Annotated in this window: 15 protein-coding genes and 2 riboswitches; all 15 genes read right to left on the bottom strand. The window is 61.9% G+C overall.

Going from position 1 to position 14,222, the window contains the following annotated elements:
• Position 1 precedes the first annotated feature (1 nt).
• A complete protein-coding gene (locus tag MCACP_RS06005) occupies positions 2–1,483 on the bottom strand; it encodes a sugar phosphate nucleotidyltransferase (protein ID WP_406678443.1) in 1,482 nt (493 codons plus the stop codon).
• Positions 1,484–1,521: 38 nt separating this feature from the next.
• Positions 1,522–1,605: riboswitch (cyclic di-GMP riboswitch) on the bottom strand.
• Between the two features lie 55 nt (positions 1,606–1,660).
• Positions 1,661–2,905 (bottom strand): geranylgeranyl reductase family protein, encoded by a 1,245-nt coding sequence (locus tag MCACP_RS06000; protein WP_406678442.1) that lies wholly within the window; start codon positions 2,903–2,905, stop codon positions 1,661–1,663.
• Between the two features lie 150 nt (positions 2,906–3,055).
• Complete coding sequence (locus MCACP_RS05995; RefSeq protein ID WP_406678441.1) at positions 3,056–3,697, bottom strand: hypothetical protein; 642 nt, start codon at positions 3,695–3,697, stop codon at positions 3,056–3,058.
• 20 nt (positions 3,698–3,717) lie between these two features.
• Positions 3,718–4,518 (bottom strand): CPBP family intramembrane glutamic endopeptidase, encoded by an 801-nt coding sequence (locus MCACP_RS05990; protein WP_406678440.1) that lies wholly within the window; start codon positions 4,516–4,518, stop codon positions 3,718–3,720.
• Positions 4,519–4,524: 6 nt separating this feature from the next.
• Positions 4,525–5,442 (bottom strand): DUF1616 domain-containing protein, encoded by a 918-nt coding sequence (locus tag MCACP_RS05985; protein WP_406678439.1) that lies wholly within the window; start codon positions 5,440–5,442, stop codon positions 4,525–4,527.
• Positions 5,443–5,544: 102 nt separating this feature from the next.
• A complete protein-coding gene (locus tag MCACP_RS05980; RefSeq protein ID WP_406678438.1) occupies positions 5,545–5,820 on the bottom strand; it encodes a hypothetical protein in 276 nt (91 codons plus the stop codon).
• A 134-nt stretch (positions 5,821–5,954) separates the two neighbouring features.
• Positions 5,955–7,622 (bottom strand): ribonuclease J, encoded by a 1,668-nt coding sequence (locus MCACP_RS05975; protein ID WP_406678437.1) that lies wholly within the window; start codon positions 7,620–7,622, stop codon positions 5,955–5,957.
• A gap of 138 nt (positions 7,623–7,760) precedes the next feature.
• The gene (dapA, locus tag MCACP_RS05970) at positions 7,761–8,648 is read right to left on the bottom strand and encodes a 4-hydroxy-tetrahydrodipicolinate synthase (protein WP_406678436.1); all 888 of its coding nucleotides are present in this window, start codon (positions 8,646–8,648) and stop codon (positions 7,761–7,763) included.
• Positions 8,635–9,876 (bottom strand): aspartate kinase, encoded by a 1,242-nt coding sequence (gene dapG, locus MCACP_RS05965; protein ID WP_406678695.1) that lies wholly within the window; start codon positions 9,874–9,876, stop codon positions 8,635–8,637. The genes dapA and dapG overlap by 14 nt, the downstream gene beginning before the upstream one ends.
• 15 nt (positions 9,877–9,891) lie before the next feature.
• Positions 9,892–10,899 carry an aspartate-semialdehyde dehydrogenase gene (locus tag MCACP_RS05960; RefSeq protein WP_406678435.1) on the bottom strand — a complete coding sequence of 336 codons (1,008 nt, stop codon included), beginning with the start codon at positions 10,897–10,899 and terminating at the stop codon, positions 9,892–9,894.
• A gap of 10 nt (positions 10,900–10,909) precedes the next feature.
• Complete coding sequence (locus MCACP_RS05955; RefSeq protein WP_406678434.1) at positions 10,910–11,521, bottom strand: dipicolinate synthase subunit B; 612 nt, start codon at positions 11,519–11,521, stop codon at positions 10,910–10,912.
• A 22-nt stretch (positions 11,522–11,543) separates the two neighbouring features.
• Complete coding sequence (dpsA, locus tag MCACP_RS05950) at positions 11,544–12,437, bottom strand: dipicolinate synthase subunit DpsA (RefSeq protein ID WP_406678433.1); 894 nt, start codon at positions 12,435–12,437, stop codon at positions 11,544–11,546.
• Positions 12,438–12,515: 78 nt separating this feature from the next.
• Complete coding sequence (gene dapB / locus MCACP_RS05945; protein WP_406678694.1) at positions 12,516–13,316, bottom strand: 4-hydroxy-tetrahydrodipicolinate reductase; 801 nt, start codon at positions 13,314–13,316, stop codon at positions 12,516–12,518.
• Between the two features lie 90 nt (positions 13,317–13,406).
• Positions 13,407–13,579, bottom strand: a riboswitch (Lysine riboswitch).
• A gap of 58 nt (positions 13,580–13,637) precedes the next feature.
• On the bottom strand, positions 13,638–13,904 hold the full coding sequence (locus MCACP_RS05940) for a YlmC/YmxH family sporulation protein (protein WP_406678432.1): 267 nt from the start codon (positions 13,902–13,904) through the stop codon (positions 13,638–13,640).
• A gap of 3 nt (positions 13,905–13,907) precedes the next feature.
• Positions 13,908–14,222 carry a hypothetical protein gene (locus MCACP_RS05935; protein WP_406678431.1) on the bottom strand — a complete coding sequence of 105 codons (315 nt, stop codon included), beginning with the start codon at positions 14,220–14,222 and terminating at the stop codon, positions 13,908–13,910.

Below are 14,222 nucleotides of genomic sequence, written 5' to 3'. Positions count from 1 at the left end.
TTTAATAATTCTCCGCCCTTAAGTCCGCGCGGCCGTAGGCGTCTTCCAGGCGGATGACGTCGTCCATATGCGGCGACGACACCTCCAGGACCACCATCCCGGTTTTGGCCCGGATGCGGTGGACGGTGCCCGGCGGGATATCAAAGATCATATTTGGCCTTACCTGGATCTTCCTACCACCCAGCTCCAGCTCGCCTTCACCCTTTAAAAACCACATGGTTTCCCGCTTTTCCCGGTGGTACTGGCGGCTTAAGGAGTGCCCCGGCTGCACCTGCAGGATCTTGCCGGCATAGTATGGGGTCTGGGTCCACAGGATTTCCCTGCCCCAGGGCTTCTCCACGACCGGGCACTTCCAGTCCAGGCCGGCCAGGAGGCCGCTCACCCGGTCCCCTTCCTCGAGGAGGCTGTGCAAGAACCTGCCCAGGCCCTGTTTCTGCAACTCCTGGATCACTTTCTTGAGCTCCGGCACCCTGTCTTTATGGGCGACCAAAAGGACGTCGGGCATATCGACGATGAGCAGATCTTTAAGGCCGAAGGCCACCAGGAGTTTTTCCCCGTTGTCGTTCCTGGCGATGACGTTCTCGGTATCCAGCAGCACCGCCTGGCCCTGGATCAGGTTGCCGCAGCTGTCCGGCTCCATCACCCGTTCCAGGGCGGTCCATGTCCCCAGGTCGTCCCAGCCGAAACTGCCGGGTACGACCCAGACGTTGTCCGCCTTTTCGATGACCCCGTAGTCGATGGATATTTTGGGGAGGGCCGGGAAGTGGTCGCGGAGTACGCATGCAAAGTTCTCTGTGCCGACAGCGGCCTCGATGGGGGCCATCCCGGCCGCCAGCTCCGGCAGGTAGCGCCTGATGGCTTCCCGGATGGCTTTGACCTGCCAGATGAACATGCCGCTGTTCCACAAATACTCGCCGGAGGCCAGGTAGGCCGCCGCCTGGCGGGCGTCCGGCTTTTCGACAAAACGGTCGACGGGGTAGGCCCGGCCCGCCTCGATCTTCTTCACGCCCACGTGGATGTAGCCGTAGCCCGTTTCCGGCCGGGTCGGCTGGATGCCGACGGTCACCAGGCCGCCGGTGCTTGCCGCTACCTTCAGGCCTTCCCGGATTGTTTCGCAAAAAGCGTCGTTGTCCAGCACCATATGGTCGGCCGGTAAAACGACCATCAAGGTTTCCGTATTTTTGGCCGCGAGATAAGCGGCTGCCAGGGCTATGCACGGGGCCGTATCGCGGCCTGCCGGTTCGACCAGGAGGTTATCCGGCAAAAGCTCCGGCACCTGCTCGCGTACAAGCCCTGTATACTCTTTCCCAGTCACTATGTAGATATTTTCTATAGAGGTGAGCAGCAGCGCCCTCCGGACCGTCTGCTGGAGGAGGCTGCCCTTGCCGGCAATCTCCAGGAACTGCTTGGGCTTTTCTTTCCTGCTGTAGGGCCAGAACCGCTCGCCCGACCCCCCGGCCATGATCACTACTACCGCCGGCAAAAAACCACCCCCATAAAAACGCGAAAACCGCCATTTGCTAAAACAGCGGCCGGTTGCGCCACAGGCTCGCCCTGGTCCAGGCGCCCACATACGGGCCAGGGTTCACAGCCTCCGCTTCATGTTTCTTACCATTTTGAGTGCCTATTATTTTTCTCCAGGTTTTTTAATAGTAAGGACTTAATACTCTCCCGCTTCCAGGGCTGACAGGGCCTGCCGGCTCCGGTCCTTGTTCACTATGCGGCCGATAAAGCCGCCCAGGTCCAGGGCCAGCTGGAAAAACTTGCGGGGCAGGAGCCCCGTTCCCAGGATTTTTTTCACCAGGAACGAGGGGTAGTCGATGTCGGCGTACCGGGCTATAAACTGCCGCCAGAAACTGTTGTCGAAAAAGCGGGTAAGATAATCGGCTTTCGTATCGTTCAAAGAAAGGAATAATTCCCGCAGCACCAGATCGCTGCGCAGGGCCGCGCCGAACTCTTTTTCCCAGGCCTCCTGGTAGCCGGCGAGAACAGCGGCGCTAAAGTCTTTTTGCTCCAGGGCCCGGATAGCCGTGCGGGCGCAGTGCCGGGCCGCGTGCAGCCCCAGGTAGAGGCCGCCGCCGGAGATGGGCTTTACCTGGGCGGCGGCATCGCCTAAAAGCATCACCCGCTCGCCGTAAAAGCGGGGCGGCGGCCCGATGGGCACGCAGCCGCCGGTGTAGCGCAGAAGCTTCGCTTCTCTGAAATATTCCGGGTAGCGTTTCAACAGCATGTCCAGGCAGCGCCGTGGACTGGGACCTTTAAGGCCCACCCCGACGCCGATTCTCGCCCGGCCCTTTCCCGCCGGGAAGAGCCAGCCGAACCAGCCGGGGGCGAAGTCCCGCCCCAGGAAGAGCTCGATGACGTCCTCCCGGGCCCGGCTACCCGGCCCCAGCTCTATTTCCGCCGCCGCCAGGGGGATGATCTCCCGCGGCCTGAGGCCCAGACGGCGGGCGAAATATGAGCGGGCCCCGTCGGCGGCGATGACCAGCCGCGCCTTGACGGCAGTTCCCGCCGCATGCAGGATTATGCCGTCACCTGCATACTGCAGGCGGCCCACCCTGGCCCCGGTGATCAGCTCCGCTCCCGCCGCCCGGGCGGCGTCTGCCAGCTGCCGGTCCAGGGCCACGCGGTCGACGGCCACGGCGTAGGTTTTATTGGTTTGGAATCCCAAGGTATGCCCTGCGGGGCTGTGGAGGTTGAAGCCGTGGAGGGCGTGGCGCAGCTCCCCCTGGTAACCGGAAAGCTCCAGGGTGCGGGGGCTGATGAGGCCGGAGCACTGCAGGGGTTCGCCAATATGATTGTGTTCTTCCAGGATGATTACCCGGAAACCGGCCGCGGCAATCAGGCGCGCCGCGCTGCAGCCGGCCGGTCCGGCGCCGACTACTGCCACGTCGCAGTGCTGCAAATTAATACCACCACTTTTTGCGGGACGTTAATACGACTTTGGTCCTTGAAAAGTCCCAGAATGGATAAGGACTTTAGTCCCACTGGTTTCTCTTATATTCGTCGTCAAGAAACAATTTCCTCCTTTTCCAATGAAAAATTTGCCTGGGAATTAATTAATTAATTCCCAGGCACGGCTGAAGATGGCCCTTCGTCGCTGCTGCTTTAAGTCCCGGTACCGGCGCCGCAGGTCCTGGACCATGGTCAGGGGCAGGTGGCGCTCTTTCAGTTCTGCTTCCATGGCGGCGGCGATGCTGTTGAAGGCGCCGTCGGCTTCCTTCTCCAGGGCCGCGCCCGCCTTGATGTAGTAGGCGGCCAGGGAGAGGAGCCTGGCCCTGTCGTTTTTACTGCGCTGGTAGTCGGCGTAGGCGCGGGCCAGCAGGGCGTCCAGGCGGCCCTGGTACTGCTCCTGCAGGGCCAGGAGGCGCGGCGCGTACTCCTGCCAGACCTGCTCCTCCGGCTGCGACAGCCCGGGAGGGGCGTCCGGCTGCAGGGAGCCTCCCGGCGCCGGGGCTGCTGCCCCTGGAGCCGGGGTCACCCCCGCGCCCCCTCCTCCCGGTGCGGCCGGCGGGCTCCCCGCGGGTGTCCGGGTACCGGCACCCGGCGCTTGCCAGCCCGTCCCGCCCGGGGATGGTCCAAAAAAGGGCACCGGCGCCGTCCCCCTGCCGGCAGGAAAGCCTAAAAGAAAATACAGCAGGAGGCCGCTGCCCATGATGAGGGCCGCGACCCCGCCGAGGATAATCCTGGCGCGCATGGATATATCACCCAGAGAAATTATAACAGGTTGGGCCAGATGAGGTAAAGGGTGATATTGGTAAGGCCGTGGGCCAGGGTGACCCCCAGGATGGAGCGATCCTTTTGGACTACCCAGCCGAAAAAGAGGGCCACGGCAAAAACGAAGAAAACGTCCAGGACCGAGCGGTGGGTGATATGCAGGATGGCGAAGATAAAGCTCATGTAGTTGAGGGCAAAGCGCGGCCCGGCGGCGATTGTAGCCGCCCGCATGATAAGGCCGCGGAAGACCAGCTCCTCCATGAAACCGGTGCATATGAGGAGGATCAGGGCCGGGAGCCACAGATGGCGAAAGTCGAGGCCCGCCAGGGGCTGAGGTCTCAAGATCAGGTATTCCAGGAGGCCCAGGGGCAGGCCGCTCAGGGCCACCAGGACCTGCAGCCCGGGGCGGCCCCGGACCAGGCCCAGGTCGGCGGCCTTAAAGCCGCAGAGGGCGGCCGCCGCCCCGGCCGCCGCCAAAAGGGGCAGGCTGGTGATGGCGTACCACCACATCAGGGGAAAGCTGCCCAGGGGCAGGGTCAGGCTCATGATGCGTGTCAGGGGCGCCAGGGTGAGGGCCTGGTAGAGGGCGTGGCGGGGTTTCCCCGCCTCCAGGGCGGCCTGAAGGATTAAGAGGATCAAGATGCTGAAGTGCAGGGCCAGGCCGGCGGGTATGTACATGAGGGCCGTCAGAATCTCGGCCGCGGTTAAAAGAACCCCGTAAAACCAGGGCAGCAGGGCCTTGAAGGGGGTTTCTCCCCGGGTGTCCGGCCCGGCCTGGTACATGGGTTGGGAAGTGGTCAACTGGCTTCATCTCCCGGGCTGTTTGCTGGTGCTGGGATTGACGACGTTTATCCACAGGTGCAGGTCGCGATAAGGCGCTACGGAGGGTGTCGTGTCGCCTGCTTTGACGTAAGGTATACCCGGCTGGGGCGTCTCTCCGGTTTTGTAGAGGAGAAACTCGATTTTCTGGTTCTCCCCGGCCCGGCGGGGGGTAAAGGTGAGGGGTTCTTCCCATTTCTCCTCATGGTTTAACACCAGGGGGCCGAGCTGCACCAGGTCGTCCGTCCCCTGGCGCACCGTCACCCTGTACTCCACCCGGGCGTACTCGTGGTTGACGATGCCCAAAATGACCTGGCCGCTCTCACCCAGGGTGAGCTGGCGCGGGTAGCCCTCCGCTTTGCCGGAAGGTCCGAGGATGTAAAATTCCGTGAAGCGCTCCCCAACTTTGGGAGTCTTGACGACGTAGACGATGCTGCCCACGGCCAAGATTATGGCGCCGATGAGGACGATGGAGAGGATCCGGTCCAGGGGCGTGAGGGCGCGCCAGGCCGGGGGCTTGAGCTCCAGGGCGATGGTCAACCGCTCCTCCGGGGGCAGCCGCCGGCGGCGGGTGAGGCCCAGGGCGGAGAGGCCCAGGATCCAGATTAACAGGGAGATAAGGATGGGGTAGAGGCGGATGCCCCAGGGGGTGTAGTTGAGGGCTAGCCCGATGAGGGGCACGACGGCGATGCTCAGGCCGAAGCTCAGGGCTATCCGCTCGATGCCGTCCAGGTCCCTTTGCCGGGGGAAAAGGGCCGCTATCAGGCAATAGCCCGGCAAAAAGAGGACAAAGGGCAGCCCCAGGGCGACCCGCAGGGGCTGGGGACCGCCCAGGAGGATGATCAGGGCCAGGACCAGGGCCAGGGCGTCGAGGTAGACGAGTTCTTTCCAGGTATGCAAGCGCAAAGATATTCCCCCAAAAAAATACCACCGTTCCTTGCGGTCCGGTGGCGAGCCCCCTATCCCGGGCTCACGGTTGCTTTTACCACCATCGCTGTAATGGCTGCTTTAAAGGACGGCCATCACCCGTACCAGGACTATAAACCCGAAGCCAATGAGCAGGGGGATGATGCCCACGGTCAGGGCGCGGCTCAGGGGTCGTACCCACGGGTAAAGGGTCACGGCCGCACCATCACCCGTGCCCTCAACGCTGACGCCGGCGTCCAGCAGTTCCTTGGCAATCAGGAAGGCAATCAAGCAGAGGACGGCGGCCAGGCCCAATCCTGCGGCCATGGTGGAGCTGGCAATGGTGGTAACGGTGGTGGTTGTAACCGTAGAGATCAACGGCAACACCTCCCCTTTTTATTTACCGGCCAGGCGCTCCCTCCCCGGCCAATTGGATTCTTTCGGCATAAATAGGAAAATTCCTCCTTCATCCTGTAAAAATTCATCAGCTTTTACAAGACCTGCAGCGGCCACTACACTTCCATGATAATCGGCAGGATCATGGGACGGCGCCTGGTCTTTTCATAGAGGAACTTGCTTAAGGAATCGCGGATATTGCTTTTTATGGTCGCCCAGTCAGTCACCTTGCGTTCTTCGCATTTGTCCAGGGTCTGGCGGACCTTTTCTTTGGCCTCTTCCAGCAGTTCCTCGGCTTCGCGCACATAGACGAAGCCCCGGGAGACAATATCCGGACCGGCAACGACGGTACCCGTTTCTTTGCTTAGAGTCACGACGACGATCAAAAGGCCGTCCTGGGCCAGCTGCTTCCGGTCCCGCAGGACGATATTGCCGACGTCGCCCACACCCAGGCCGTCAACCAGGAGCCTCCCCGCCGGCACCCGGCCGGTAACGGCGCCCCGCTTGCGCGTAAACTCCAGCACCTGGCCGTTTTCCGCCACGAAGATATTCTCCGGCGGGATCCCCAGTTCTTCCGCCAGGCGGGCATGCTTGATGAGCATGCGGTATTCGCCGTGGACGGGGACGAAGAATTTGGGTTTGACCAGGCTTAAAACCAGCTTCAGCTCTTCCTGGCTGGCGTGGCCGGAAACGTGGACTCCGTCTATAGCTTCGTGGTAAACGTCCGCCCCCTGCCTGAAGAGCTGATCTACCGTCCGCGCTACCAGCTTTTCGTTGCCGGGTATCGGCAGCGCCGAAATAATCACCGTATCTCCGGGAACTATCTCGATCTGGCGGTGATCGTTCCTGGCGATGCGGGTCAGGGCCGACATGGGCTCCCCCTGGCTCCCGGTAGAGATAATCACCGTCCTGTTTTTCGGCAGGTGGGCCAGCTCGCTTAAATCCACCAGGGTGTTTTCCGGGATATCCAGGTAGCCCAGCTCCATGGCGATGTTGACGACGTTGACCATGCTCCGGCCGACCACGGCTACTTTACGATTATACTTGTAGGCGGTCGAGATTATCTGCTGCAGCCGGTGCACGTTGGACGCGAAGCTGGCGACAATTATCCGCTCCCTGGCCTGGCGGAACACTTCATCAAAGGTTTCGCCGACCACCCGCTCGGACATGGTATAACCGGGACGCTCGACATTGGTGCTGTCGGACATGAGCACCAGGACGCCCTCTTCCCCCAGCCGGGCAAACTTGTAGAAGTCAAATACCTCGCCATCGATGGGCGTGTAGTCAATCTTGAAGTCGCTGGTATGCACGATGGTCCCCACCGGCGTGTGGATGGCCAGGGCCACGGTGTCGGCAATGGAATGGCTGACGTGGATAAACTCCACCCTGAAGGGGCCGATCCGGATCGTGTCCCGGGGCTTAACCTGCTGTAATCTGACCCCGTTCAAGTTCCCCTGCTCCTTCAACTTGGCCTGGAGCAGGGCCAGGGTCAGCCTGGTGCCGTACACGGGTACATTCAAATCCTTCAGCACATAGGGCAGGGCGCCGATATGGTCTTCGTGGCCGTGGGTAACGATGATCCCCTTCACCATTTGCCGGTGTTCCAGCAGGTAGCTGTAATCGGGTATGACCGCGTCAACGCCCAGCATTTCGTCCTCGGGAAAGGTCAGGCCGCAGTCAATGACCAGTATGCTGTTTCCGTACCTGATCGCCATCATGTTCTTGCCTATTTCGCCGAGGCCGCCCAGGGGAATCAAGGAAACTTTCTGCTCATTTTCGGCCATCAATCCACCTCCATTTGTCAAAGATAAATTACAGCGTGACCACAATTAAAGACCGGGCCTGCTGCTGCCGGCCCGGTTTTAACCCACGTTCTAAACCAGCTATATTTATTATACCCTATCCGGCCTTATCCCGCAACATCAACCCGCCGGTAAAATGCCAGCCGCCTGCAGGGCCGCGGCGATTTTTTCTTTCTCCGCCGGGCTGGCCCCGACCAGGGGCAGACGCACCGGCCCGGCCGGCAGGCCCAGCATTTGCAGGGCTTCCTTCACCGGCACCGGGTTGGTGGTTATGAACAGGGCTTTAAACAAGGGGAAGAGCTCCCGGTGCAGGGCCGCCGCCCCGGCCACATCGCCGCTGACAAAGGCCCTGACCATGGCCTGCATCTTGTCGCCCGCCACATGGGCGGCGACACTGATAATGCCGTAGGCGCCTACGGCCATTAAAGGCAGGGTCAGGGAGTCGTCACCGCTGTATACGAGGAAGCCGGCCGGCGCCTCCCTGATAATGGCCGTCGCCTGGTCCAGGTCGCCGCTGGCTTCCTTTACGGCGACGATATTTTTGATCTCCGCCAGGCGTAAGGTCGTCGCCGCCTCCATATTGCGCCCCGTCCGGGAGGGTATATTGTAGAGGATGATCGGGAGGGAAACGGCCCCGGCAATGGCTTTAAAATGCTGGTACAAGCCCTCCTGGGAGGGGCGGTTGTAGTAGGGTACCACCAGCATCAGCCCGTCTACTCCCAGGGCTTCGGCCTCCCGGGAAAGCTCGATGCTGGCGGCGGTGGAGTTGGTGCCCGTGCCGGCAATGACCGCCGCCCTGCCTCCCACCGCTTCTTTGACGGCCCGGAACAGGGCTATTTTTTCTTCGTGGCTCAGAGCCGGCGACTCCCCGGTGGTGCCGGCCACCACCAGGCCGTCGCTGCCGTGGTCCACCAGGTAAGCGGCCAGCTTCTTGGCGCCGTCCAGATCTAATTTACCGTCTGCTGTGAAAGGGGTCACCATGGCTGTGAGGATTCTACCCCACGGCATAAGCTTTCACCTCGCCTGTTTCTTCATCGTGCAGCTTGAATTCCCGGTGCAGGACCTGCACGGCCCGCTCCATGTCCGCCTGGTCTACCAGGCACCATATGGAGGTATAGGAATCGGCCGACTGTAAAATCTTTATCCCCGCGCGGTTCAGGGCGGTGACGATGGCCGCCATGACCCCGGGTACGCCGCGCATGCCGGCCCCCACGGCAGCCACCTTGGCACAGTTAGGGCGGGCGGCAACGCTAAGGCCCAGCCCCTCAATCAGCTCCCCGGCCCGGCCGGCGGCGCCGGCGGCAACCGTAAAGACCAGCTCCCCGGGAAAGACGTTGATGAAGTCCACGCTGATGTTATTCTGGGCCAGGGTCTGGAAAACTGCGTCGGCCCCCTGGCCTTCGGGTACGGCAACCTTAAGCTGGGTCAGGCCGGCCATATGGGTGATGCCGGTAATCACCCGGTCGCGGCTGATGTGCACGCCGCTGGGACCGGGCTGCCAGGCCACCACCAGGGTGCCCGGGCCGTCGCCGAAGGTTGACTTTATCTTTAAGGGTATATTTCCTTCCCGGGCGATCTCCACGGCGCGGGGATGGATTACTTTCGCCCCCTCATAGGCCATCTGGCAGACTTCCGTATAGGTGATGGTGCTCAAGGTCCTGGCGTCGCTGACGATACGGGGGTCGGCCGTCTTGACACCGTCGACGTCGGTGAATATCTCCACCGCTTCCGCCTTCAGGGCCACGCCTAAAGCCGCGGCCGTGGTGTCGCTGCCCCCCCGACCCAGGGTGGTGATCTCTCCGGCCTCGGTAACCCCCTGGAAGCCGGCCACCACTACTACCTGCTCCTGCTCCAGGTAGGACTGGACCCGCCGGGGTTCCACCCGGAGGATGCGGGCATCGTTAAAGCGGGCATCGGTAATGATGCCGGCCTGGCCGCCGGTGAGAAAAACGGCCGGTATGCCCCGTCCCTGTAAAGTCGCGCTTAAAACGACACCGGCAATAATCTCCCCGCAGGACAGGAGCAGGTCGCGCTCCCGGGGCGAAACCTGGTTGTCCCCCAAGAGGTCCAGTAAAGTATCGGTGGCGTAGGGCGCCCCCCGGCGGCCCATGGCCGAAACGACGACGGCCACCCGGTAGCCGGCCCGGCAGGCCCTTTCGATATGCCGGGCCACCATTAACCGCTGTTCCGGGGTGGCTACCGAGGAACCGCCAAACTTCTGGACCAGGACCTTCATGGCCGTCACCTCGCTTTAGAGAAGGCCCTCCTGCACCAACAGTTCCGCAATCTGGACGGCGTTGGTCGCCGCGCCTTTACGCAGGTTATCGGCGACTATCCACATATTCAGGCCGTTGGCGATGGTAAAATCTTCCCGGATGCGGCCGACAAAGACTTCATCCCGGCCGTCGGCCTGGATGGCCAGGGGATAGGCTTTGGCTGCCAGGTCATCCACCACCACGACTCCCGGGGCCCGGCGCAGGAGTTCCCTGGCTGCCGCCGCCGTCAGCTTTTCCCGCGTCTCCACGTTGACTGCTTCCGAGTGGCCGTTGAAGACCGGCACCCGCACCGTAGTGGCTGTGACCTGGATCCGGTCGTCCCCCATGATCTTTTTGGTTTCATTGACCATTTTCATTTCTTCTTTGCTGTAGCCGTTCTCCAGGAAGACGTCGATATGGGGCAGGCAGTTGAAGGCGATCTGCCAGGGAAATACCTTGCCCGTTACCTCTTCCCCGTTCAGGACCTGCCGGCTCTGCTGCCGCAGCTCGTCAATGGCTTCCTGGCCGGCTCCGGATACGGCCTGGTAGGTGGAAACTACAATCCGCTTGATGCCGGCGGCATCATAGATGGGCTTTAAAGCCACCACCATCTGGATGGTGGAGCAGTTGGGATTGGCAATCAAGCCTTTGTGCCAGCGGACGTCCTGGGGATTGACCTCCGGTACCACCAGGGGCACCTCGGGGTCCATGCGGAAATTATTGCTGTTGTCTATCACCACCGCCCCGGCCTCCACCGCCGCGCGGCCGTAAATCTTGCTGGCTTCGCCGCCGGCAAAGAGGGCCACGTCGATCCCGGCAAAGGAGGCCGGTGTAGTCTCCTCGACAACGTACTCTTCGCCCCTGAAGGTCACGGTCTTGCCCGCCGAACGGCTGGTTGCCAGGACCTTCAGCCGGCCGACGGGAAAATTCCTCTCCTCTAAAACCTTGAGCATGGTCTGGCCTACGGCTCCGGTACCAACTACAGCGACATTGTAAGTCTTCATCAGCTGATTACTATCCTCCTGTCTCCTGCCCCTTTGGCAGAGGACCCAGCAGTACGGGCTGGATCTGGCGCCCCTCCAGGGCCGCCAGGATGGTGTCAACAATTAAGTCCATGCTGGCTACCAGGGAATTGGGTTTATTGTGCGGATCATCCTGGCCAAAGGGGACCAGGTAAATATTTTTCATGTTCATTACCCGACCCAAGTTTACGGCGTTAGCCCCCAGGCCGTCGTTGGTGGAAATGGCGAGCACCACCGGCCGCAGGTTGCGCAGCTGGGCCTTCACGGCCATCAGGACCGCGGTGTCGGTAATCCCGTTGGCCAGTTTGGCCAGGGTATTGCCGGTGCAGGGGGCGACGACGATGAGGTCAAAAAGTTTTTTCGGCCCGATCGGCTCCGCCGCAGTGATATTATCTATGGCTTTCTGTCCGGTAATCCTTTCTACCTCCGCCCGCCAGAAGGCGCTGGTGCCGAAGCGAGTATCGCTGTCCCTGACGGCCGGGGATAGAATGGGGACAACCTGGGCGCCTTCAGCAACTACCCTGGCCAATTGCGGCATGACCGCCGCCAGGGTACAGTGGGAGCCTGTGACGGCAAACCCTACCCTTTTGCCTTTGAGCCGCATTTTCAGCACCTCCACGTAGGGTTTACAGTCGTCCCAGGCACTTTAATATGAGGGCGGGATAAATGCGGGCCAGGATCCGCCCGGCCGTCCGGGGGGCTACTTTACCTGGCAGTCCCGGAGCGAGCATGGCCCGCCGCTTGAGGGCCGCAGCGGCAGTGAAATCTGTGCCGCCCGGGTCCGACGCCAGGTCAATAATCAGGACATCGGGCCTGGTCCGGGCCAGGAGCTCTCCCGTCAGGACGGGGGCGGGTACAGTGTTGAAAATGACGTCGGCCCGCTCGATTACGGCTGCCAGTTCTGTAAAGGTAAAGGCCGGCCAGCCTTCGGCATAAGCCCGGGCCCGGTCGGAAGCGCCCCGGTCGATTATGGTTATCCTGGCTCCAATCCCGGCCAGCATCCGCGCCAGGGTAAAACCGATCCGGCCCAGTCCCAGGATAAAGGCTTCACTACCGTGGAGGGTAATGGGGAGTTCCTGCATGGCCAGCATGATGGCCCCTTCGGCCGTAGGGATGGAATTTAAGATGGCCATTTCATCCATCTCGGCCGTCTCCACCAGCTGCCAGCCGCGCTCCGCCGCCATTTCTTTCAGGTAGGGCCGCGCCACCCCCACCAGGACCGGGGTTCCCGCCGGGATGGCCCCGGCCAGTTCCCGGGTAAAGTGCAGGGGCTGCCGCGCCCGGGGTGCATGGATTATACCTTCAGCCTTAATCCCCGGTACCGGCAGGATAATTACCCCTGCCTCCTGCACGGCGTCCAGGGGATCGTCACAACAGGTACAGCCTTCCTGCTCCGGCAGGTCTCCCAGGCCGGCTGTCCTGACCTCGGCCCCCTGGCGCAGCAGCTCTTCCAGGAGAAGGACTTCCCGGGCATCGCCACCAAGCATTGCCACCCTGATCCCTGACAGTATCCCGCCCATGCCGGAACGACCTCCTGCCAAGTTAGTACACCTGTACTACTTGCAATATATGTGAGGGCGCTCCGGGAGGTGCCAGGTCTATAATTCCAGCAAATTTTCCAGCCCGTAAACCACCCCCTTGAGGTGGAGGACCCGCCTTACGGCCAGCAAAAGCCCCGGCAGAAAGGCTTCCCGGCTGATAGTGTCGTGGCGGATGGTCAGGAGCTGTCCCTGACCGCCAAAAATTACCTCCTGGTGGGCCACCGCCCCCGGCAGGCGAAGGCTGTGGATGGACAGGCCCCGGTGGGTGGCCCCCCTGGCCCGGGCAGCCTTTTCTTCCCCCACCGGCGGGGCCGGCACCGTCCCTATCTCCCCGGCCATTAGTTCCGCCGTTTTTAAGGCCGTCCCCGAAGGAGCGTCGATTTTTTGTTCATGGTGCATTTCGATAATTTCCGCCCGGGGGAAGTAGCGGGCGGCCTGCCGGGCAAAGTGCATCATTAAGACGGCCCCCAGGGAAAAATTGGGTGCCACCACCGCGCCCACCTGCCTGGCCTCGCAGAGCTGGTGCAGCTCGTCCAGCTGTTCCAGGCTGATGCCGGTGGTGCCGATCACCGGGCATACTCCCTGTTCTACGGCCAGCCGGGCGTTGGCCAGGGCGGCGGCCGCCACGGTAAAGTCGACCATGACCTGGGGACGGGTGGTTTTTATCACTGCCGCCAGGTCGTCATTAATGGGCACCCCCGCCGGCTGCAGGCCGTTCAGGGTGCCGATATCCGTACCCACCGCCACCCGGTCTACGGCCCCTACCACTTCAATGTCTTCTGCCTGCAGCAGGCCCTTCGTCATTTCCCGGCCCATGCGGCCGGCGGCACCGGTAACTACAACCCTGATCGTTGCTATCCACCCCGCTTAAAAAATTAAGGGAAAACCATGAGCATCCCGCTCCGGTTTCCCCCGGATTACCAGAATACTCATCTCGCCAGGCCTCTTCGTGCGAGTAGCGCTCCACCAGGATATGGTGACAGTCCGACCCTTATTCAGCGGCCGGCCCAGGAAGATGGCCCGGGCCTGCCATCTCCCTTCGGCAGCGTACCCTTTCCTGCCGGCTCACCGGTGCCCGCCTCACCGGCAGTACTCTTGCCCGCTGCACCTCTACCCCACTGCACACGAGATGAGTTTATAGCTTTGTTTATCTTATGATACCATCAGGGAAAAGTCCTGTCAATCTTTATCGCGCCGGCGGCTGTAGGTGGGATCCAGGCTGACGACCACTACTTCGGTGCCGACCTTGTGGACGGCTTCCCAGGGGATCACCAGCTCCTGGCGGCCGCCAAAGAAAGGCAGCCAGCCTCCCTTGAGCGGGAGGACGATGGCCGCGATGGTCCCCTCGGCCATGTCCAGGACCAGGTCGGCATCGCCGATATGTCCCAGGCGGGAGCCGTCGTAAAGGTTAATTATCTCCTTGCCCATGAGTTCCGACAGGCGCATAATCTACCGCCCCTTCAGCCACGGCCAGAGACCCAGCACCAGGGGTTGGACAAGGGCTATTACCAGGGCGGCAACCGCCAGGGGATCGACCAGCAGGCCCCCGATGGCTATCGTTTCCGGCAGGCTGATCTTTAAAAAGCTGACCAGGAGCACGAGGGAGAGGTAGATACCCCCGGCAAGGGCCACCAGTTCGGCCAGGGCCCGGGAAAAGGGGCTGGCTGCCGCTTCCACGCTGCTGCTGCGGTAAAAGGCGACCTTGGCCCGGAGGGCCAGGATAAAAAGCAGCAGCAGGAGGCCGGAAAAAAAGATCGTCAGCAT

The sequence above is a fragment of the Neomoorella carbonis genome (assembly GCF_045278715.1).
Taxonomy (GTDB): Bacteria; Bacillota; DSM-521; order Neomoorellales; family Neomoorellaceae; genus Neomoorella; species Neomoorella carbonis.
This window is presented reverse-complemented; position numbering and strand designations above follow the sequence as displayed.